Raw genomic sequence first — 22524 nt, forward strand, 5'->3', positions numbered from 1 at the left:
AACACCGAGAATGTCCTATGTATAATGAGAAAATTTTGATTGTTGAAGATGAACCTGCGATTCGTGAAATGGTTGTGATGACGCTAGAAATGGCTGGGTTTGATAGCCTACAAGCGGCTGACGTATCAGAAGCGCATCAGCAAGTGGTCGATCATAGACCGTCATTAATATTATTAGATTGGATGTTGCCCGGAGACAAGAGCGGTGTTGATTTTTGTCGTATGCTCAAAAGCGATGAGATGCTCTCTGAGATACCCGTCATTATGCTAACGGCCAAAAGCGAAGAAGACAGCAAGGTTCACGGCCTCGATGCAGGTGCAGATGATTACATGACCAAGCCTTTTTCGACGCGCGAGCTGATTTCCAGAATCAAAGCGGTCTTGCGCCGTAGTAGCGCGATGAGTAGCGACAAGCCTATCGAAATTGGTCAGCTGAGTCTCGATACCAAAAGCCAGCGCGTGACAGCCGCAGGAAAAGTCATCGAGGTCGGCCCAACAGAATATCGCTTATTAGCATTTTTTATGAGTCACCCAGAGCGCGCTTACACAAGAACGCAGCTGCTCGATCAGGTTTGGGGCGGTAACGTTTATATCGAAGATCGAACCATTGATGTACATATCAAGCGTCTACGTAAACTATTGCGCCCTTATGATTGTGATACATTGATACAAACGGTGCGCGGTACAGGCTATCGGTTCTCTAGTCTTATTGAGCCAAGCTAATCTTATATAAGTTGATTTTTGATAACTTGATCTTGTATGAACAATGCCACCATAACAATAAATAAAATAGCGGATAGTGGTAAGGATAAGAAATGAACAAGATAGCGCCAGCAAAAAAGAAAAAAGACCATAACTATAATAATGACCAGCAAGATGCGCCAGTACAAATCGCTAGCCAAAATGCGGCGGAGCAATTAGAGAAAATCAGAAGTGCGCTGCGAGCATTGCGAGATGCGGTCATCTTACTGAATGAAGATGATGGGTTAGAGTGGTGGAATCAGGCGGCGCAGGATCTCTTGTCACTGCAGCCAGCTGACAAAGGCCAAAGTGTGTTTGACTTTATCATTGTGCCCGAGTTTCGCCAGTACTATCAAAACACCACCCTGCCCAATGATGGTATTCATATAGAATCGTGGCGCGATCCCAGTCGTTATCTAAAGTGTGAGCTCACGCCTTTTGGTGATGAGAAGCTATTATTTATTTATGATGTGACCCGCGTGCAGCATTTAGAGCAAATGCGCCAAGACTTCGTGGCGAATGTCTCGCACGAGCTACGCACACCGCTGACAGTAATGATGGGCTATTTGGAGAACTTCTCTCACCAACCAGACATGCCGCCGCAGTGGCGTCGCGGTTTTGAGCTGATGACCCAGCAAACAGCCCGTATGAATCGAATCGTAAATGACTTATTACTGCTCTCCAAGATTGAAATCGAAGAGACGCATGAGTTTAATGATGTCGATATGACCAAACTCCTCACCAATATCTATGATGATGCACAGGCATATAACCAAGCGTACAAGCACACCATTCATTTGCACATAGATACTTATGATGGGTTATATGGGTCAGAGGTGTACTTGATCAGCGCCTTGTCCAACTTAGTCATCAATGCGATTAAATATACGCCAAAAGGCGGTAATATTACCATCAGTTGGACGCAGACATCGGATGGGTGCCGATTTGCCGTTGAGGACGATGGACTTGGTATCGCACCAGAACATATTGCGCGTTTGACGGAGCGCTTTTATCGTATTGATAAAGGGCGTAGTCGTGCCACAGGCGGTACAGGATTAGGGCTGGCTATCGTGAAGCACGTTTTGCATCAGCACGAAGCGCAGTTGCAGATTGACTCAATAGAGGGAGAGGGGTCGACATTTAGCGTGGTATTTCCAGCCGCGTATGTAAGGTCGGCTGCGACAAATTAGTACAGGCATTGCCCCATATTGTTTAGACTCGTCATGCGGATTTATTTAGCATGACTAATTTAGTATACCTAGTCTTTTTGCAAAAGCGGGTAAGGGTTGACGGCACTGCCATTGATATAAATACCGTAATGTACATGTGGCGGTGTCCCTTTTGCATTACCGCTATCACCCACATAGCCGATAATATCGCCTTGATTGACCCAATCATTGGGCGCAATATCGGCATAGTCTTCTAGATGCGCATAATAATGACCAGCACCGCCAGGCCCTACCACGACGACCACGCGCCCACCCAAGTTATTCTCACCAACCTTACTCACAATTCCCTGCGTGGTTGACTGTATCGGCGTGCCACGTTCTGCAAAGATATCGATGCCTTCATGTGAGCGCCCTTGACTGCGTGCCGCACCCCAAGTGTCCGTCAGGTTTTTCTCTGGCAGTGGACTGGGGAGACTGTTTTCTGTTGGCAGTTCTTGTTGTAATAGGCTCATCTGCTGCCACTTGGCGACCACAAATGATTGGGTCTGCTCGCTAATGCTGGGTAGCAGCTTATCAAAGACAAATAAGAATCCTATCAATACAACTGCCTTAATCAGTACGCCGAGTACACGACTGACAAAAGAAGGCTTCGGTGGTTGGCTTTTTCCATCTGCTAGCATTGATGTCTCTTATCTGTTTTATATTATATGAGCTAATATTATAAAAGCCCTAGCCGCTAAGGTATGTATCGCATTGTTATCTATGGTTTTTATCCCCATAAATACAGGTGTGGTTAAATACAAGCACAGCAAATATAACTTTATCTACTTAACGCTTCGGTTGAGCGATGATGGTGCTATGGATGGTTAATTTTTTATGAATGATGCTTTGAACACCGCTGACATGACAGATACGGCTACTATGGCTGAAACAGCGCTTGTCATCGATACTGAAACCGATCAAGGCCGTAATCCGAGACCCATTCAAGTGGCGACGATCAACGTGGCAACTGGATTTGAATGGATGAAGTACTTCAATAGCGGCCGCTCTATATCCCCTGCCGTCATCAAGGTGCATGGTATTACTGATGCTGATGTGGCTGGTCTTGAGCGTTTTGAGTTGGATCAGTTTGAGCTGCCAGAGTATTTGATTGGCCATAATGTACGCTTTGATTGGCGAGTGATTGGCAGTCCTTCTGCTAAGCTGATTTGTACTGTGAGACTCGCGCGTGCTGCCTTTCCAGAGTGGCGCGCTTATGGTCAGTCTAAGTGTATCGAGCAATTATTGGGTAAGGGCGAGGCGAGCACGATGACGATTGCCGCTCATGACGCGCTAGGGGATGCACGGATGTGTTATCTACTTTATCAAGCCTGCTGCGAGCGTTTAGAGATTGCGCCGACCGATTTTGCAGCGGCACATGCTATCTCAAATAAAGCGACGCCTGTGAGCAAGATGCCATTTGGCAAACACAAAGGCAAGCCAATCAAAGAGGTGCCTATCAGCTATGTTAAATGGATGATAGGCAATATTCATAGTATGCAGCCGTCACTGTATTCTGCCCTAAAGAAGCGGATAGAAGCAGAAAAAACAAACAATGCTAAGTAATAAAAGCGCATTTACCGACTTTGTGTATTGATACAAATAAATGATATCAGTCGCGACGGCCTCTTATAGTAAAGCCCAAATAAAACTGATGTAGCATCACAAACACACTCGATTAAATGCTATTTTCCTTGCTTGCTGTGACTTCGTCTCCAGAGGCTGCGAAAAATAGCCTTTAATCTCGTTGTGTCATTTTTAATTTGACTTGACTATATATTGATGGATGAACAACGCTATTCACCTTTACTAAACCAATCTACTGCCATTTGCCACAGCTCTGGCGCTTTAGCATTGGTTTTACTGCTAAAGTAGCGCATGTGACCGATATGATTTAATCCGAAATCTTCAGGATTTAAAAACCGCTTTTCGACGGGCATGTTCGTAAATACGCGTATCATGTCATCCATGTTTTCGCTATTGGCAATATCATCATCGCTAAAACCGAGCCACAATGCTGGCATGCTGAGTGCATCGTAAAAATGGGTGTGTATACTTTTACCAAAAGCAGTCTTGATATAGCCTGCGCCATTACACCATTCACGCCATTGACGAGCCACGCCGCGCGGTAGTGGCTCGCCCATGCCAATCTTGTCTGATGGTGTGTACCCTAAGGTTAAGTTTGATAATGGGATAAAGGCGTCCATAAATCCCATGGCTTTGAGCTTATAAGGCATGCTCATGTTTTTGATGCGGCCAGAAGAACACGCGACATTGAATACGGACGTAATCGCCTGATAATTTGGCATCAAACCGATAAGCTGCCCGCCTGCGCTATGACCAATAAGGTGATAAGACGCCTCGGGAAACTCATCTTGCAGCGCATCAAGCACGGCAGGCATATCGTGTCGCCCCCAACTTATGAGCGAAGCATCACACTTAGCCAGATTGGTCGAAAGCGACTCACCAATCCCTTCATTATCAAAAGTCAGTACGCCAAAGCCGCTCTCTGCTAAATAGATAGCAAAGCTATGATAAAAATGACGTCTGATACCGGTGGCGGGCGCGATCATAATCGCTGTTGTCGTTCCCTCTTTAGGGCGATAGACAGTGGCTGCCAATGCCTGATTGCGATCGGTCATGATGCTCAACGAGTACGTGTCGATATTGGTTGCGCCATCAGCAATATTAGGACTAATCAAAGGATTGTTAATAATACTTTCTGCATACTCTGCGGCAGAAACAGCGTTGTGATTATCCATCGTGATACCTTCATGTTTTTTATGAGTAGATAGTGATTATTAAACTGCGATGAGTCATCAATTCCCATCTTTAAAATGTAGTTGTTGCGTAGTGATAAATCGTTGTGACTATGTGGTAGCATTGCTTATGTTAAGATAAATACTAGCGAGACAGGTACTCAAATATGACTTTCAAGTTTTGTATGACTTGGTTGAACTCATTCTATAAATGGCGTGCATAACACTATAAATGAAACGTGTGGTATTTGACCTTTACTAGGGCCTGTCATCAATTAGCCCATTCAATCATTTAGCGGTCTTAAAATGGCTAAATCTTGTCAAATATCGTCAAAAATCTTGTGAATATATCTATATTCTCTGCAATTTTTTTCTCATTTGACTACTATTTATCTCATTTTAAGCCTCGCTATCTAAATGATGACACGCCCTAATAACAAACATTCAATAAAAAATGATCGATAAATTAAGGAAACTATATGCAAATGAAAATCAACGATGATACTTATGATGTAATCACGAGCAAAGACATTACCAATATTGAAAAAGCAGTCGATAAGTCTGCCTTGTCCATGCCGCTAGTGGCCGTATATTGCGGTTCACGCTTGGGCAACAATGATGTGTATGAGCAGGCAGCACGCGAGCTTGGCAGTGCGTTGGCAGATAATGGTATGGGACTGGTATATGGCGGTGCTAGCATTGGTCTCATGGGCGCGGTCGCAGATGAGGTCATCAAAGGCGGTGCTGAGGCGGTAGGCGTCATTCCAACCTTTATGCTCAAGCACGAAATCGCTCATGAGCAGCTGACTCGCTTGCATTTGACCGATACCATGCACACGCGTAAGACCGTTATGGCAGAGTATGCTGATGCTTTTATTACCTTGCCGGGCGGACTGGGTACACTAGAAGAAATTATGGAAATCGCCACATGGCGTCAGCTGTATCAACATGAAAAGCCAATGATTATTCTCAATATCAATGGTTTTTATGACCGTATGATTGAGCATCTAAAATATACCACCGAGCAAGGGTTTATGAAGCAGCAAGATTTAGATCGTTTGGTGGTGTGCAATACCATCAACGAGGCAATCGAGATGCTACAGACCGTCGTGACCATCAATGATCATGTAGATACAGAAAAAATGGCTGGTAGCAACAGCTAAGCTTTATAAAATCGAGCAATTAAAAGCAATCACATAAAAAAGGAGCAGATAACCGATTATTGGTTGTCCGCTCCTTTTTTATAGTCAGTTTTATATTCATAAAGCTAACCGTAAACGCTAGAAATGACTAATATCGGCTATACATCAGCGGGTGAGAGATCATCCAGTGCTGCTTCACGAATACTATGATTGACATCTGCCATTGCTATTGGAAATCCACGCTGCTCAGCGAGTACACGTGCAACCTTATCAACAGCCAGACCATCGTTATGTGTCAGGTACGACCATTCGTGTGCGTAGCGGCTACGATTCATTGGCGTGTCGTTCTGTACCAATCCGAGCGTCGTCAGCTCAGTGACTATCTGATCAGCAGCGATCAAAGTCGAGGAAGCTTTGACATTTTCTGCACGAGCGTAACGTATATTAGAATACAAGCTTACGTCAGCCACTCGCAACGTATCATCTTCTCCAGGAATTTGCTGCCCACCATATAGCGCATTGCCAACAGTGCGTGCACTATTGAATGTCGGTACAAACTCAGCCACATATTCAATCGCCTGCTGGCTACGCGCTTGTAGCGGCGCTTTGTCCCAGCCATCCTCGATATAGTGTACGTATTGCTGTGGTAGTTTAGGCTGAGCGCTGTCTGAGCTAGATGCGACCAGACCGTCATCAAATAAGGTAATGGCTTTACTCATGCCATGTATCTGAAAATACCCACCCGGATAGGGGGTTAACTGCGCCATGCCTTCGGGCGTACCTCGTTGACCATACACAATAATCTCAGGTATCTGTCCACCTGCATCGCCCCAATGGGTGACATAAGAGGATTTAAACTCGACCATGCGCGTGACTTCAACACCGACCATGTCATCGATGACACCAGTGCGAAAACCGCAAGCATTGACCAAATAATCGACTTCGATAGATTCAGCTTGAGAGTCGTTTGCTTGCTGATAGTCAATGCGCCATTTGGTAACATGGTGATCGGCATTGGTGCAGTTTTCACAATCCACAGGGACTACTTTTTGTACTGTGGTGTCAGTAAAGACATGGGCATGATCATATTCTTCAAGCGCCAACTGCGCAGAAGCCGCCAAGCGAAAGATATTCCAGCCATATTCTTGTACGACAATCAGCGGAAATTTTACCTTATTTAAGTCTAAGTATTTGGCAACGGGTATCATCCACTCATCAACCGTACTTGGTACTTCAACTTGCTCACGCTCAGACAACTCAAGCAACTGCTCATGGCTATAGAGCTGATAGTAATCCTCAGGTTCGCCAAGTACTTTATTGTTGACATCCTGCTCGATAAGATCTTGATAAGCTTCTGTCAAAATATCCAAACGCGGTAGCAAGTCTTCAGGCAGTCCTTCATCGCGTGTCGGCACCGCAAATACAGTAGGACGGACGTCGATGGTATAAGGATAGAGACGTAATATGTCAATACATTGCTTGAGGAGCGCCATACAATCTTCATCAGGTATCTCGCGGTACAAGTTGCCGCCAGCATGCAAATGACACATTGGTGGGCCATCAATGAGTGATTTTTTCTTCTCAAACAAATAAGTCTCAAGCCCTAGTGCGGCAAGGCGAATGGCAATCGTTGAGCCTGCAGTACCGCCGCCCAAAATACCGACGCGTTTAGTAGGACGTTTGATTGGCGAGTTTTGATGATCTCCATAAGACAGCACCTTAGAAGAATCAGAAGAATCATCTTGTTTGACAGAATGAGCGTGATTTTTATTAGAAGACTGAGTCATTGTCGTCATTATATCCTTAGTAGCATTTGCATCAGGCCATGCTGGTATCATCGTTAAATGTCTTGTAACTATTGATATGCGTGCGAAGGTCGCTAAGTTCAATATTTATTTATAAGCCACAACAGAGGGATTTTGCATTGTGTAGTAATACTTCATTTCTATAAGTTCATTTTACGAAGAACTACAGACAATATGATGACAAATACGTAAGTAGATGCATGAGTTTTGTCAACGAGGTGAGGTGGGCTTGGGCAGTTTCTAATAGGCGAGGTCGAGTGCAACATCTGGAGAGTGGGGATAAGGTCAGCTTTCTGTAGCCAAAAAGGCCTGTGTTTAAGCATTTTGTAAGATTCAGCCACTTTTGTAAGTTTGTATATTGATGGCCATTATCGCTAAAAACTGTGTGTTATATTCATTGTGTTATATTCATTTTGCTCAAGTGAGATTAAAGCTTTGTTTTTATCACTTTTACATCAAAAAATAAAAATGGCTCATAAAATTTACTATTACAATTATCAAAATGACAAGGAATTTGCTATGAAAAATATCATGATGTTATCTGCACTAACTGGCGTATTAGCATTGACAGGCTGTACGACCCTAAAAAGTGTTGTTGGAAATGACATGTCAGGCACGCACGAAGTCCAAGCGACCAATAATAACACTGCCCCTGTTGCTAGCAAAAATGGCGTGTTGGTTGATGCAACCAATTACATGACGCTTTATACCTATGACAAAGATTCAATGAATAAGTCAGATTGCGGCACAGCGTGTCAAGTTGTGTGGCCAATCTTCCAAGCACCAAGCAATGCTAAAGCTTCTGGCCAGTTTGCGGCGTTCAAGCGTGAAGATGGTAAGTATCAATGGGCGATGAATGGTAAACCATTATACTTCTATGCTAATGATACAAAGGTGGGTGACAAAGACGGCGATGACAAATTCGACGTTTGGCATGTTATTCCAACCAAATAAGGTGTCATGATATTATCTTAAGGTAAAAGTAGCTTAAGACAAAAAAGCAGCCCTATCATAGAGGCTGCTTTTTTATGGCTAGTAGTAAATGCTAGAAGCTAACAAGACTTATTTTGACTTCTTTTCTACCAACTCACCATCTATCTGAATAGGGACGTTGGTGGTGATGCCTTGTGAGTAAGCGTCCATGCCATACGCTGTACGATCGATATTACCTGTTGCACGGAAGCCAACCACAGGTTCTTTGGTCAAAGGACTGTTATCGATTTTCTTTAGCGTTAGGTTAAGTGTTAATGGTTTGGTTTGACCAAGTAAAGTAAAGTCGCCAGTGACTTTTGCTTGTTGTGGATTGATAAAGTTAACCTGAGTGGATTTAAAGCTCATGGTAGGGTACTTCTCAACATTGAAAAACTCATCGGTTTTCAGATGCTTGTCACGGGCTTCCCAACCAGTATCAATACTGTCTGTATCTACAACAAAGTTAAATTGAGTTTGATTTGGGTTTTTTAGATCGAACTGTACAGTGCCGTCGACATCACTAAAGTGCCCCATAACCGTAGAAAATCCCATATGCTCAACAGAGAAACCGACACGAGTATGTGAATTATCTAGTTGCCACTGAGTTGGTAGAGCAGCGCTTGCCATAGTCGTGATAGCAAGTGCTGAGCTGATTAATAGTGCCTTAGTAGTGGTTTTGATGGTAGTGTTTATCATTGAATAGTCCTTATTTAGTGTTAGGGAAGTTGTGCTTACCGATGAACAAAGAGTGCGATATTTTTTGAAGAAAACTGACTAGCCATATCGCATAAATGTTCGATAGATAATAGATAAATGGCAAAGAAAAGCTAAAGCTCGTTAGCTTAACTACAGATATCTATATAATTGATTAATTAAACTAACCAAAGTATTGTACTGGGTTAACTCGTACATCTCAACACTATTTGTGTATTGGTGACAACTTATCACATATCTCTATCACAACTGCGGCTTGCGTTGGGTGACAAAAACCGTTAAAATCGCGGTTTAATTTTCCCGCTGGGGAAAGGCTAAGTGAGCAGAAGAGTGGTGCTTTGTGCTGGAATAAGCCAGTGACGCAGTTGCCATACTTATAATGTCCTTAGTGCCTCAGTTACGTATGTTTTCGTTTGCTTGAGACATCGCTCATGATGTTGACGCAAATTGCCATACATACATCGGACCTAGAGAGTTTATTATGCGTAAAGATATCCATCCTGATTACCAAGAAGTTTTATTCCATGATACGAACGCTGACGTGTTCTTTTTGACTCGTTCAACGGCTCAGACTAAAGCAACTCGCGAATACGAAGGTAAAGAATACCCATACTACCCACTTGATATCTCAAGTGCGTCGCATCCATTCTATACTGGTGAGCAACGTAAAACCTCTACTGAAGGCCGTGTTGCAAGCTTCAACAAACGCTTTGGTGCATTTGGTGGCCGTAGCAAGAAAACTGCTGGCTCTGCTGAATAATTTATACCTATGGTGTAAATGTGTTTTGCTAAGTAATAAAAAACCGCTGATGATTCAGCGGTTTTTTTGTTTTTAAACACATGTGTTTTTAGGCACTAACACTTGAGTGTGTTTGGTCATCAGCCTGAATGGCAGATGGAGCCAATAACTGCGTAATGTTCTCTACGATCTGCTGTGCCCAATAACCATACATCAGGCTACTCGGATGAAAGCCATCACTGGCGAACATCACGGCAATATCAATAGGCTGACCATTGCCATGCTCTTTTATCATGCGTGCAAAGTCAGTTGCCATATAGTTGACACCGTCATGAGCAGCGCAGACTTTTTGCAATATCTCATCAAGTATTGAGGCCTTTGCCCCAACAAAATTATTGAGTGGGGAGGGAATCGCAGGCATCTGCGCCATCGGTGGTAAGCTCAAAAAAATCAATTCGCGGACACCAAACTTGCGCTGTGCAATATGGATGATGTCTTCGATCTGCTGTTGCCATTTGTGGACTGCCACATTGGACGTCGTATCGTTGACCCCAACGCTCAGCAACATCACATCGATAGGTTGGTCAGGAATAGGGAGAACATATAATCTGCGCAAAATATCAAAGCTAGTATGACCAGTCGTCGCTTGTAATGACCAATTGAGCTGTGCAAAGTTCGATCGAATAACGGCATTCTGTTCCAATATCGGAATCAGCTTACCAACCAGCGCTTCTTGCTGAGTCTGACTGCCAACACCTGCTGCTGCTGAGTCGCCCACGACCATCAAATTAAGCGTCTCTTGGCTTTTAGATGACAGTCCATCATCTGCTTTTGATAGCTCAACCATACCATGTCTTTCGCCGTTTGGCTCCGGCAAACGAACGGTTTCACGCTTGATTTTGCGTCCTTGATAAAGATATACAGGGGCAAGTAGGACATCTTTTGCGATAGATGTTAGTTTGTTGGTGTCTACCATCCTGCACGCTCCCTAATAGTTGTAAGGCCATCCTCAATCAATAATTGACCATCGACATAGACATCACGCAATAGATTGTCCGTTTGAGCACTCAATGCTTGCTCTTTTATGGTTTTGATCTGACCATTGCCATCTTGTACCAGTGCCAATCGTCCTTTTTTCGATCGTTTTGAGCGGCTGGTGATAGGGTCTTTATAAATATCTTTCCATGTGCCATCGATACAAATAGCGCTCGATTTCATCGCCCAGCTCATGGTGTCGCGGTTGACTTGCTGCAATAATCCGCCGCCCATCCCAAAGGTGATGTTATCCGCGCTAAACCCAGCCTTTAGCACCACATCGATAATGCTGCCCAAAGTGTTTGGGCTGATGCCATCACCTTGGATGATACGCACATAATCTGGCAATACTTTATAGCCTTTACTATTGACGGTGGTGCCAAACTTCACCGCCAAGCGCTCTAAAGCTTCGCGTACCACTTTGGCAGGCTCGCCGCTGTCTGGTCTGATGACCAGCGTGCCACCCATATTTTCGACCTCATCTTTTAAGGCGTCGCCCCAGATATTATCGATCGCATTCCATAAGTCGTAGCTGTCAGACACAACTGAAAAAGCTTTATCTGTGCCGCCAAACTGCTTAATCATATTATGAAAAGCAGCGGTTTCTCCATCACGCCCCCAAGCCGTCATTGTGCTGTGTTCGGCCGCTGGGATAGAGAACGCAGGCATGTCATCACCCATCTGATACCAGCGACTGGCTGCAATAAGTGCTGTCATTGAATCGGTACCAGCAAAGTTGACCAAATGCGCTAAGCTGCCAAGGGCAACCGTCTCCTGACTCGACGCACCGCGCGCGCCAAAGTCATGTAAGCGAAAAGGTAGCGACTCTGTATTGTCCGCTGATTTTTCTAGCGCTTGACGGATAATCTCTTTGCAATAGCGAGAGACACTAGCGACCGTTGACGGATACCAAATCGCGCGTAATAGCGCTGTTTCGATATAACTTGGTAGCCAATAAAACTCAGGATCAGTGTTGATAACTTGGCAGACTACATTTGATGCCGGAGCGATGCTGCCCTCAGGAACGGCTTGAATACGCAGTGGCAAATAGCCGTTGTGTTTTTCAATCAAGTGCTCCCAGCCCGCACGATTAAAGGTTAAGCCATGCGCTTTAATCACTTTTTCGGCTTCGTCGATATCTTGATGCGTGATAGGAGTGCTTAGGTACTCTTTGATAAAGGCCTGCAGACCAAAGAACACCACATCATAGTCGCCTTTGCGTGCTTCAATGTAGCTGGACAGATACTCACTACCACTTGGATATTGCACCCAATGTGAGGTTTTATAGCTGTCACTATTTAAGATTAAATTGTTTAGATTACTGGTGTACATCACAGAACTCCTCTGCTTTGAGATGCCGCAGCTGCCTTGAAAGAACAGTGGCGGCGGTTGAGTGCCGTCTATCGGCACTGGTATAAAAATAACAAAGTAAATAGTGAGGTTTTTATTAATGATTGAGACAGCTATCGCTTACGTAATCATTTGTTAAAAAACTATAAGCCAACCATTTTGGTAATAATCGCATAATGATCTTCAAACATCATTTTGGCATCAAGCTCTGCCAGTGGCAGCCAAAAAGCCTTGGTTGCGTCATCACCGCCTTTGACTTTTGGCAACCCTTTTGGGTCGTTTTTGAGCTGGAAGTAAAAGGCTTGGGTAATGGTGCGTCCGCGTGCTGAACGATACGGGTCATCAAAGGTATGCTGACTGTGGCAAGAACCGCGCAATACGGGCTCAGGCACTTTCAGGCGTGTCTCTTCACGCAGCTCGCGAATACAAGCGTCAAATAGCGTCTCTTTTGGGTTTAAAAAACCACCCGGTAATGCCCACAATCCGCGTCCTGGCATACTACGTCGCTCGACTAGTAAGATGTGCCCAGATTGTACAATCAACGCATCAGCCGTCATGAAGGTTGGTGGATAGGGGGCAGATTGCCACTGTCTTTTGTATTTATCAATAAAGTCCGCTTCTTCATGCAGTTGATGATAGTCGTCCGTTTTTTTGAATGCATCGAGGACGCTGCGCGTTGACTCAGGCGTGCGCTCAGGCGTTGGCGTAGCGCCCATCAGATAGCTGTCGCGAATAGGCGTGGCTGATAGATTATGATAATTGGGTACTGACACCGATGCCCAGTTAGGGAACAGCGATAAGTAATATGATGAGCTGTCTTTTGAGTGACCAATCAAGCCAATATCCGTTTGCAAATCACCCGTGACCGATTTCACGCCTGCTTGGACGTATTGTAGCCAGCGCGTGTCATTGTAGAGCGCATCGTCTAGACCGACGCAATGGATACGAGCGGCGTCTTCTGCTGAGTAAGCGCCCTTGATCATTGCAGCGCGTTCAGCGACGCTAAATGGATTACGTAAGCTGCGTGGTAGATTGGCCGAACCAATCAGCATAATCACTTCATCAGAGCGTTTGAGCGCTTCGTCAATGACTGCCTTGTGCCCACAATGAAACGGCTGGAAACGCCCGATAAAAACCAAATAACGGTAGTGTGTACTGTTTTTTTGCTCGGGGTTTTGCTTATCTGAAGCTTGCTCTGATAATTCACTCATAGACGCCAATTTCCTACAATTTATTTTTACTGATAAAAAATTAATGACGCTAATACTGACACAGCCTGTGACTTTCTGACAAGTAGAAAGATGTTTTGTCAAAGGCGACACTTAGTTTTTATTCAGATATATAAGGGTATTGCCTATGATTAACAGCGCTATAAACAAAACAATGGTAACTATGTAAAGTATAAAATAGTACTTAAACGCATTTATTTCTTTAGGATTTAAATCATTTTTATAATCTGCGTAAAAGGTTATATGGTATGAGGGATTGTAAAACAGGATGAGTAGATAAGGTGCTTTGTCGTAACGTTTCATTATTTTTTTGGTTAAGGTGAAGTAATAATTACTAGCGATTATCATAGTGATTATTAGAATAACAAAGATGCTCAATATTAACGTTGCCATTGTATATTCCATTTATAAATATCTACTTTTGTTTATTTATTATTTATGAATAGAACTTTCAGTAACAACAGTCTTATACAGAAAAGCTATTGCTAAATTTCTTACGAAAATCCTAATCATCACAATCCGTTATTGTAAATCTAGTGTCATTAATGAAAACAGCTAGTGTTTTTATTTGTGTTTAATCCGATTAGTGATAGAACGTATACGGTTTGATAAGTGCATGGCGTTAATTAGCATAAATCTCTTATGATTTTAAAGCTACCTAGGATACTTGATAAATAATGCAGCTGTCTTTATATAGAGGGTAGCTTATCAGTCATTATATAAACAATGCCTAATCTACTGACTTGTAGTGCCATTGAAAAAACCAATGACAACCATTTGCAGCGGTCACGGTTCAATTCACAGTAGCGCGGTCGGAATTACTCCTTGATTCAGGTATAATGGCCATTATAGACGGATTAAATTTTATGACTATTGCTGCCAGTGCATTACAATAATAAACCTCAAGCACTGATGGCTTGCAAACTGATATAAGCCATAAAAATTTTGAAAAATTCAAATTCACGACACGGTCGCCATAATAGATATTGCGCTTGTGTCATAACGCATAGGAAACATTATGAGTGAGCAAAATCAAGCCGCTGACTATGAGTCAGCATTAGATACTGAGCAAGTTGAAGCAAAAAGCAATATCACCATCACTGAGTCTGCTCAAGGCTATTTGGCAGACTTGTTAGCCAAGCAAGACACTGATGGTATCGGTGTGCGTATCTTCGTTGAGCATCCTGGTACGCCGCGCGCAGAGTGCTGCATGGCTTACAACCAACCAGGCGAAGAAGACAGCGCTGATTTGTGCTTGACCTATGATGATTTTTCAGCCTTTATCGAAGCGGCCTCGGTGCCTTATTTGGAAGATGCGGTCATTGATTACAATAAAGATCGTTTTGGTGGTCAGCTGACCTTCCGCGCGCCAAACTCTAAAGTACCCAAAGTGGGCGCTGATGCCAGTGTCGAAGAGCGTATTAACTATGTCTTGCAGTCGGAGATTAACCCTGGCTTGGCAGCGCATGGCGGTGACGTACAGTTGCTTGAATTGATTGAAGAAGAAGGTATTGGCCTGACCGCGGTCTTGAAGTTTGGCGGTGGTTGCCAAGGCTGTTCAGCTGTTGATATGACACTGCGTCAAGGCGTTGAAGTACAGCTTAAGCAGCAAATACCAGAACTGACGCAAGTGGTTGATGATACCGACCATACGCGCACAGAAAATGCTTATTATAAATAAATGCAAAAAACCAATAAAAGCAGCATAGCGGTTATAAAAAACGCTTATGCATGTTTGTCATTAAACAATTAGTATTTTGCTATTCTTTTAATAAAGAAGCTGAGTTATGATGAACTCAGCTTTTTTTATTGCTATGATTTAGCAGACAGCTTTTTGAGATAGTTTTTAAACGCGAACTCTTGAATCAGTAAATCTTGATCAATACATTTGATCCATACAAAGGAATGTACGATGAGTGATGAACAAGCAGCCCAAGAATTAAAGAACAACCAGCGTCTTGAGACCTTGGCGATTCATGCTGGCTATAGCGTGGAGCCGACCACCAAATCCGTCGCCGTACCTATCTACCATACCAGCTCCTATGCGTTTGATAACACTCAGCATGGTGCTGATCTGTTTGACTTAAAGGTCGCGGGCAATATCTATACGCGTATTATGAACCCGACCAATGCGGTGCTAGAAGAGCGCGTTGCTGCGCTTGAAGGTGGTATCGGTGCGCTTGCGGCCGCCTCTGGTATGGCTGCTATCACTTATGCGATCCAGACCATTTGTGAAGCAGGTGACAATATCGTTGCGGTATCGACTCTGTATGGCGGGACTTACAATTTGTTTGCGCATGCATTGCCGCGTCAAGGTATCGAGGTGCGCTTTTTTGACCACAAAAATCCAGAAGCGATTCGTGATTTAATCGATGATAAGACTAAAATGGTCTTTGCCGAGAGTATCGGTAACCCACTAGGTAATATCGTAGATATTCAGGCGCTCAGTGATATTGCTCACGAGTACGGTGTGCCTGTCGTGATTGACAATACCGTTGCCACGCCTGCGCTATGCCGTCCGTTTGAGTTTGGTGCGGACATTGTGGTGCATTCATTGACTAAGTATATGAGCGGTACGGGGACGTCGATTGGTGGTGCGATTATCGATAGTGGTACGTTTGCGTGGGGCGATTATCCTGAGCGTTTCCCATTACTGAACACGCCAGATGCCAGTTATCATGGGGTGAATTTTGTCAAAGACGTGGGCGCGCCTGCCTTTATCGCGCGTGCTCGTGTCGCACCGCTACGCAATACGGGCGCGGCGCTTAGTCCGCTTAATGCGTTTAGTATCTTGCAAGGGTTGCAGACGCTGAGCCTACGGATGGAGCGTCATGTACAGAACGCACAAGCGGTTGCAGAATACTTACGTGACCATGACAAGGTCGCTTGGGTAAAATATGCAGGCCTGTCTGACCATCCTGAGCATGAGCTTGCCAAAAAATATATGAAAGGCACACCTTCTGCTATTTTGACCTTTGGCGTAAAAGGCGGTTTGGAGGCAGGGTCGCGCTTTATCGATGCGCTACAGCTGATTACGCGCTTGGTGAATATCGGTGATGCCAAGTCATTGGCCTGTCATCCTGCCTCGACGACGCATCGTCAGCTAAATGGACAAGAGCTTGAGCAAGCTGGCGTTAGTGAAGATATGGTACGTTTGTCTATTGGTATCGAGCATATTGAAGACATCAAAGCCGATCTTGCGCAAGCATTAGCTAATGCTTAATATAAAAGCGTGCTCATTTAGGAAAATTATTTGAGCGATTATAATCCATAAACAAAAAAGCCCATATCAAGTCGATATGGGCTTTTTATTTGCGTTAAATATACATATTCAGCATTTAAGCAGATAGGACACGCTGAGCGATATCTCGGTAATCCTGCGAGGCAAGACGTGGTCCAAACTGCTGGATGACTTGTGACGATATTTCGCTAGCAAGACGTCCACACTCTGGCAAGCTATAATGCTGTGATAGCGCATACAAGAAGGCACCCGCGTAGTTATCACCTGCGCCATTGGTATCGATGACACTCGTTACTGCTGGCGTTGCCACGTCGTAAACTTCAATCTCCGATTCGTCATCAGGCTTGTGGGCAATGACCGCACCGTTGGCACCATCAGTGACGACCGCTGTTTGGCAATGTTCAAGCAAAGCACGGGCAGCGGCTTTGACTTGTTTTTTATCGGTGAATAGCTTGGCTTCTTCGCTATTACAGAATATCACGGCAACTTTATTGCCGAGCATGTTAAGCAGGCCGTCTTTGGCAAATTTCACTACCGCAGGATCCGCAAAACTCACGGCAATTTTTGCATTATGAATACCGGCTTGTTGGCGCAGTTGCGTCATTGCTGGTTGAATGCTTTCAGACATGGCCAAATAGCCTTCTAAATATAGCCAGTCTGCTTGCGTCAACGCATCAAAATCAACATTGTCAGCTGCGATTTCGCTTGAGGTGCCAAGATAGGTCTGCATGGTACGCTCGCCATCTTCGGTGACAGCGACCACGCATGAGCCGGTCACACCGCCTTCATGGATAGATTTATCTGATGTGGCAACGCCTGCTTCGTGCAAGTCTCTGAGGTAAAATGCCCCTTGATCGTCATCACCGACGCGGCATGCATAGAACGGCTTGCCACCGAGGCTAGCAAAGGTGAACATCGTGTTGGCTGCTGAGCCACCGCCGGCTTGTTTTGATGGCTCAATCTCAGCCAACTTAAAGTAAGCCAGTAGTTGCTGCTGCTCCTCAAACTCTGCTAGTGTCATATTACCTTTGGTCAGCTCGGTCTCTTCTAGTGCCGCATCTGACAGCACATACTCGTGATCAACCAACGCATTACCTATCGCCATTACATCGTACATTGCTTACCTCTCTTCAATTAATTTATAAACAGTTATCTTTCTTATTGTTAAAAACTAGTCAGCTTGCAGCTCTAGTAGACGCTGATAAAGTGCATTCTTTTTTACACCAGTGATATCAGAGGCCAGCGCGGCTGCTTTTTTGACCGATAGATCCTCTAGCAAACGCTGTAGCAATTTATCATGAGTACTGATGTCGTCAGTATCCTTTGCCACACCGGCGCCAGCGACGACCACGACGATCTCACCGCGTTGCTGATTGTCATCTGCTTTGACAAACTCGACTAAATCGCCAAGGGTGCTCTTATGTACGGTTTCAAACGTTTTGGTCAATTCACGACAAAAAGTCACTGCACGGCCTGCACCAAATATCGTCGCCATATCTTCCAGGCTAGATACGATACGATGCGGCGCTTCATAAAATATCAGAGTTTCGGTACGTGCGATCAAATCGTTCAGTTGTTTTTGACGGCCGTGAGTTTTGGCTGGTAAAAACCCAATAAAGCTAAATCGATCTGATGGCAACCCTGCCACTGACAATGCGCCAATAGCAGCAGAAGCCCCAACGATAGGAGATACGGTCACGCCAGCTTCATGTGCAGCCTGTACCAATTGATAACCTGGGTCACTAACCAGTGGCGTACCAGCGTCACTAATCAAGGCAATCGAATGACCTTGCTCAATCATTTGAATGATTTTAGGCGTTTGAATAGCGCTATTGTGTTCGTGATAAGCCCATAGCTTGTTATGACCTTTTTGCTTCGTTGTGGCCTCATCATCTTCTACACTACTTGTGGCATGATGGGTCTCTGAGCTTTTTGCCTCATCCGTTTTGCTTCCTTTGGTATCAATACCAAAATGCGACAACAGCTTACCTGAAGTGCGAGTATCTTCACAGGCAATGATCGCGACCTGCTTTAAAACAGCAATCGCGTGTGGCGTCATGTCGGTCAAGTTGCCAATCGGCGTGGCAACGATATAGAGACAAGCTGGCATCGCAGTAGGGGTAGACATGAAAACCTCGGGTTATTAACAATAATAGTGCGCCATTATATCCAGTCGTTATCTATGATTTTTCAGTCAAATAGTGAGTGAATAAATCGATAGATTTTGAGAGCATAACGCGCAGAAGTGGCTAGTTTAGCATGTTGTGCTATGATAATTCTCAAATGTTAAGCAGACGAATTGACCTTATGGCGAATCACAAACCTTTGATTTTAACCTCACCGAAACAACGCCAAGGCAGCCTGTTTGAACAGCAGGCGTGTGAGTATTTACAAGCACAAGGGTTACGGTTGGTGGCGCAAAACTGGCAACAGCCAAAAATAGGCGAGCTAGATCTGATTATGACGGAAGTAGGACCTGCATGGTCAACGCTAGTATTTATCGAAGTTCGTCAACGCAAGCGGTCAGTCTATGGCGATGCAGCACTCAGCGTGACGACAAGCAAGCAGCGTAAAGTGATTAAAGCGGCGCAATGTTTTTTGCAGCAGCATCCTGAGTACGCTCATTATGACTGCCGCTTTGATGTCATTGCTTATAATACGGCGGGTAAGCTCAGCTCAAAAGAGAATCCGTTGAGTGATGAGCTGCAATGGCTTAAAGGTGCCTTTGTAGCCAGTGCATGGTAGTAAATATATAACGCAAATACGGGATGACTCGCGCGCCTGACTGAATCTAGCGCGCAATACTCGTTACCAAAAACCTAACCGCTGCTGGCCAAAATTAAGTAAAGTAGCTGTTAACAAAATTTGTCTTATCACTGCTAGATAAAAATTGACTCAACTCATTGAATTTATAACACCGTCACCACCATGCTCTAAGAGGTAAACAATGACACGGATGCATTTGCGCACTGCTATTTTTGGTTCATCACGCTGTATTACGACGGGCATTATGCTTGCTGCTTGTGTGGCCAGTACAGGCTGTGCCACCAACTATCTGACCAACAGTACAGAAGGAACTTACGGTGTGCCAATGACTGAGCGCACCATTCCGCAGCGTCTACTAGATCGTAGTATCGAGCATACTGCCAAAATCAATGTGTATGGGCTAAAAGAAGACTTGCAGCAGACCAGTCGTATGGGTATCGATAGCTTCAATAGCGAAGTGCTGCTCACAGGGGAAGTACCGTCTGAAGCGCTCAAAGCAGAAGTAGAAAAGGTCGTCAGCTCCATGCCAGATGTACGCCGCGTCTACAACGAGATGGAAGTAAGTGCTTCAAAAGGCTATAGCTCAACGGTTCATGATGGTTATATCACCTCAAAACTACTGGCAAAAATAGCCGCCAGCGATGGCGTCAAAACCTCACAAATCAAAGCAGTCACCAACAATGGCGTGGTCTATATTATGGGTCGCATGACACCCACCCAACAAAGTAACTTAATTGATGTTGCGAACAGCACTGTTGGGGTGACCGAGCTGGTACTGCTGACGACCGTTGTCGATGATAGAGGTGTAAAGATAAACGATGATGATATTATGTACGAGAATAACCTAGCCAATCCGGCAGTCGCACCAGCTGTCCAAGATACTGCTGTCAGTACCGCAACGCCGATAGTAATAACGGAAGAAGAGGCTACTACGGCGCAACCATCATCAAGCCCATATATCGATCTTTATCAAAATCAGTAAAACTACTGAGTTTGCCAAGCTGAGTCTACCAAGCAATGATTGACGATAAATAAGAGCGTGTATAGACGATAAATAAGAGCTTATATAATAGCTACTTAGCTATATGTGATACCCAGTCACACCATAGGATGCTAGTAGCTTTTTTTGATATTAATCACAATAAGCCTAAATAGATATAACAGTAAAAGCACGAGAAATCCTCAGCCAGTGAGTACTATATCAATAGTGAAAAGTAGCAGAATCAGAGGTTCTAATGAGACCATAGAGCGCTCACGATGTTAGGCATGATTCATAACTATAAGATACATATCTTAAGATCCATAACTGTAACAAGGTATTGGCAATGAAGGATTCGGTAAATCACATAAAACAAAAGACAGGTGCGAACAACTGCAAGAACTTTGATCATAATTCTTTTGGTAAACACCCGCGCAGACTAAGGGTTGTAGGAGCGGCAGTATTGGCGCTAGGCAGCATCGCGCTTGCCACCCAAAGTGCACAGGCATTATCACCGCTAGGCTTTGTCAATGGCATTACTTCTAGTGGCGGCGTAGGGGTAAGTAAAGATATCTTATACGGCGATGAGCCTTTGCAAGATTTAGATATTTACTATCCAAAGCCCTTGGCACAGGCAATGAAAGCCCAAAGCGCTATCAATAATGACTACCCTATGGTGGTATTCGTGCATGGCGGTTCTTGGGAGAGTGGTAATAAAGATCAATATGCCTTTGTCGGTCAAAGCTTAGCGCAGGCAGGCTATGTCACCGCAGTGATTAATTATCGTAAGGTGCCCGAGCATGTCTACCCTGATTATGTCAATGATACGGCCCAAGCGATTGCTTGGAGTATCGAGAATGCGGCCAGCTTGCATGCTAATCCATCGCGTGTCGCTGTCATGGGCCACTCTGCTGGCGCGTTTAATGCAGTCGCAGCCGTCGCCAACGAAGACTTTTTAGCGCCCTATGGTATTAAGCCAACAGACATTGCGACGGTTATCGGTATTGCAGGGCCTTACAGTTATGACTTCCGTAAGTTTAGTAGTGCGTCAGCTTTTCCCTCGGATGCCACACCTGATCAAGTCATGCCTGATCGTCAGATCAAAGGGGCACAGCCACCATATTTGTTATTAACCGCAGAAAAAGATAAAGTGGTGCATCCAACCAATGCACTCAAAATGACGCAAGCATTGAAAGAGGCAGGGGTAACGGTGCAGACGGGTGAAATCGAAGGCGCGAGCCACGCAACTATCATTGGAGCAATGGCACCGCCGTTACGCTGGGTCAATGATGTACGCGCGCAAGTAGTGACGTATCTAGACACAATGCTCAAATAGCTTGTTGTTATTCATATCATGGGCTTTTGACTGCTTATTTTTCGATACGGTTTCAGTCCTCAAATATACTTGAGCAAGACAGTACTGTAAGATAGGCAAACTCTTGTTATAATGTCATCACTTTAAATCTATACCCTATTCTAAACGTTAAGGCAGACTATTTTATGAGCATGAACGCTGACGATTTGATCGCATTTTTACAGACTCACTTCCCAGACGCTTTTATCCAAGCTGCCAATCAAGGCAATAAATTTGACGTGCGCGTGGTTGATGCAAGCTTTGAAGGCAAACGCGCCGTTCAACGTCAGCAAGCCATTTATGCGCTGGTTAATGATAAGATTGCGAGTGGCGATATTCACGCCCTCAATATTCAAGCGCTAACGCCTGCTGAGTGGGACGCTCAATCAAAAGGCTAATTATATAGCTATCTATCTAACTGGCAATCGAAGAGTTCGTTTAACAGACATAAGGATTCTTTACTGCTCGTTTTCACCATTTTCTATACTCAT

21 protein-coding genes are annotated in these 22524 nt (G+C 44.4%); 12 read left to right on the forward strand and 9 right to left on the reverse strand.

What is annotated here, in order from left to right:
* The first annotated feature begins 17 nt into the window (after positions 1–17).
* The gene (gene phoB / locus AOT82_RS10225; RefSeq protein WP_058025125.1) at positions 18–722 is read left to right on the forward strand and encodes a phosphate regulon transcriptional regulator PhoB; all 705 of its coding nucleotides are present in this window, start codon (positions 18–20) and stop codon (positions 720–722) included.
* Positions 723–814: 92 nt separating this feature from the next.
* Positions 815–1930, forward strand: coding sequence for a phosphate regulon sensor histidine kinase PhoR (gene phoR, locus AOT82_RS10230; RefSeq protein WP_071002896.1), 1116 nt, complete (start codon positions 815–817; stop codon positions 1928–1930).
* Positions 1931–1998: 68 nt separating this feature from the next.
* Here phoR and AOT82_RS10235 read toward each other — a convergent pair whose 3' ends face one another.
* Positions 1999–2589: a M23 family metallopeptidase gene (locus AOT82_RS10235; RefSeq protein ID WP_071002897.1), complete on the reverse strand. Its 591-nt coding sequence runs from the start codon at positions 2587–2589 to the stop codon at positions 1999–2001.
* Between the two features lie 196 nt (positions 2590–2785).
* Between AOT82_RS10235 and AOT82_RS10240 the strand changes: the two genes are divergently transcribed.
* Positions 2786–3514, forward strand: a complete 729-nt coding sequence (locus tag AOT82_RS10240) for a putative quorum-sensing-regulated virulence factor (protein WP_227517138.1) — start codon at positions 2786–2788, stop codon at positions 3512–3514.
* Between the two features lie 230 nt (positions 3515–3744).
* Here the strand turns inward: AOT82_RS10240 and AOT82_RS10245 are convergent, their stop codons facing one another.
* Positions 3745–4590, reverse strand: a complete 846-nt coding sequence (locus AOT82_RS10245) for an alpha/beta hydrolase family protein (protein WP_071003754.1) — start codon at positions 4588–4590, stop codon at positions 3745–3747.
* A 596-nt stretch (positions 4591–5186) separates the two neighbouring features.
* Between AOT82_RS10245 and AOT82_RS10250 the strand changes: the two genes are divergently transcribed.
* Entirely contained in the window at positions 5187–5870 is a 684-nt protein-coding gene (locus AOT82_RS10250; protein WP_071002898.1) for a TIGR00730 family Rossman fold protein, read from the forward strand.
* Between the two features lie 137 nt (positions 5871–6007).
* Here AOT82_RS10250 and AOT82_RS10255 read toward each other — a convergent pair whose 3' ends face one another.
* The gene (locus tag AOT82_RS10255) at positions 6008–7645 is read right to left on the reverse strand and encodes an FAD-dependent oxidoreductase (RefSeq protein ID WP_227517139.1); all 1638 of its coding nucleotides are present in this window, start codon (positions 7643–7645) and stop codon (positions 6008–6010) included.
* Positions 7646–8173: 528 nt separating this feature from the next.
* Here AOT82_RS10255 and AOT82_RS10260 point away from each other — a divergent pair.
* Positions 8174–8608 (forward strand): COG4315 family predicted lipoprotein, encoded by a 435-nt coding sequence (locus tag AOT82_RS10260; protein ID WP_071002899.1) that lies wholly within the window; start codon positions 8174–8176, stop codon positions 8606–8608.
* 108 nt (positions 8609–8716) lie between these two features.
* On the opposite strand, the gene AOT82_RS10265 is transcribed toward AOT82_RS10260, so the two are convergent.
* Entirely contained in the window at positions 8717–9322 is a 606-nt protein-coding gene (locus tag AOT82_RS10265; protein WP_071002900.1) for a YceI family protein, read from the reverse strand.
* Positions 9323–9821: 499 nt separating this feature from the next.
* On the opposite strand from AOT82_RS10265, the gene AOT82_RS10270 reads away from it, so the two are divergent.
* Positions 9822–10100 (forward strand): type B 50S ribosomal protein L31, encoded by a 279-nt coding sequence (locus AOT82_RS10270; protein ID WP_071002901.1) that lies wholly within the window; start codon positions 9822–9824, stop codon positions 10098–10100.
* A gap of 88 nt (positions 10101–10188) precedes the next feature.
* On the opposite strand, the gene AOT82_RS10275 is transcribed toward AOT82_RS10270, so the two are convergent.
* From AOT82_RS10275 to AOT82_RS10285, 3 genes are all read right to left on the reverse strand, one after another.
* Positions 10189–11055 (reverse strand): SGNH/GDSL hydrolase family protein, encoded by an 867-nt coding sequence (locus tag AOT82_RS10275; RefSeq protein WP_071002902.1) that lies wholly within the window; start codon positions 11053–11055, stop codon positions 10189–10191.
* Positions 11049–12446: a nicotinate phosphoribosyltransferase gene (locus tag AOT82_RS10280; protein ID WP_071002903.1), complete on the reverse strand. Its 1398-nt coding sequence runs from the start codon at positions 12444–12446 to the stop codon at positions 11049–11051. Before AOT82_RS10280 ends, AOT82_RS10275 begins: the two co-directional genes overlap by 7 nt.
* A gap of 161 nt (positions 12447–12607) precedes the next feature.
* Positions 12608–13675, reverse strand: a complete 1068-nt coding sequence (locus tag AOT82_RS10285) for a bifunctional nicotinamide-nucleotide adenylyltransferase/Nudix hydroxylase (protein WP_071002904.1) — start codon at positions 13673–13675, stop codon at positions 12608–12610.
* Between the two features lie 1036 nt (positions 13676–14711).
* On the opposite strand from AOT82_RS10285, the gene nfuA reads away from it, so the two are divergent.
* Together nfuA and AOT82_RS10300 are read left to right on the forward strand one after the other, a co-directional pair.
* Positions 14712–15374: a Fe-S biogenesis protein NfuA gene (gene nfuA, locus AOT82_RS10295; RefSeq protein WP_058025134.1), complete on the forward strand. Its 663-nt coding sequence runs from the start codon at positions 14712–14714 to the stop codon at positions 15372–15374.
* A gap of 231 nt (positions 15375–15605) precedes the next feature.
* Positions 15606–16916, forward strand: a complete 1311-nt coding sequence (locus AOT82_RS10300) for an O-acetylhomoserine aminocarboxypropyltransferase/cysteine synthase family protein (protein ID WP_071002906.1) — start codon at positions 15606–15608, stop codon at positions 16914–16916.
* Between the two features lie 115 nt (positions 16917–17031).
* On the opposite strand, the gene AOT82_RS10305 is transcribed toward AOT82_RS10300, so the two are convergent.
* Complete coding sequence (locus tag AOT82_RS10305; RefSeq protein WP_071002907.1) at positions 17032–18051, reverse strand: adenosine kinase; 1020 nt, start codon at positions 18049–18051, stop codon at positions 17032–17034.
* Positions 18052–18105: 54 nt separating this feature from the next.
* Complete coding sequence (gene rsmI / locus AOT82_RS10310) at positions 18106–19062, reverse strand: 16S rRNA (cytidine(1402)-2'-O)-methyltransferase (protein WP_071002908.1); 957 nt, start codon at positions 19060–19062, stop codon at positions 18106–18108.
* 131 nt (positions 19063–19193) lie between these two features.
* Here rsmI and AOT82_RS10315 point away from each other — a divergent pair, with 131 nt between their 5' ends.
* From AOT82_RS10315 to AOT82_RS10330, 4 genes are all read left to right on the forward strand, one after another.
* Positions 19194–19679, forward strand: coding sequence for a YraN family protein (locus tag AOT82_RS10315; protein ID WP_071002909.1), 486 nt, complete (start codon positions 19194–19196; stop codon positions 19677–19679).
* A gap of 211 nt (positions 19680–19890) precedes the next feature.
* Positions 19891–20682 carry a BON domain-containing protein gene (locus AOT82_RS10320; RefSeq protein ID WP_227517210.1) on the forward strand — a complete coding sequence of 264 codons (792 nt, stop codon included), beginning with the start codon at positions 19891–19893 and terminating at the stop codon, positions 20680–20682.
* A gap of 343 nt (positions 20683–21025) precedes the next feature.
* Positions 21026–22015 carry an alpha/beta hydrolase gene (locus AOT82_RS10325; protein ID WP_083328927.1) on the forward strand — a complete coding sequence of 330 codons (990 nt, stop codon included), beginning with the start codon at positions 21026–21028 and terminating at the stop codon, positions 22013–22015.
* Between the two features lie 170 nt (positions 22016–22185).
* A complete protein-coding gene (locus AOT82_RS10330; protein ID WP_178379289.1) occupies positions 22186–22431 on the forward strand; it encodes a BolA/IbaG family iron-sulfur metabolism protein in 246 nt (81 codons plus the stop codon).
* Positions 22432–22524 lie beyond the last annotated feature (93 nt).

Origin of the sequence: Psychrobacter sp. AntiMn-1, assembly GCF_001854065.1 — a bacterium.
Lineage (GTDB): Bacteria > Pseudomonadota > Gammaproteobacteria > Pseudomonadales > Moraxellaceae > Psychrobacter > Psychrobacter pacificensis.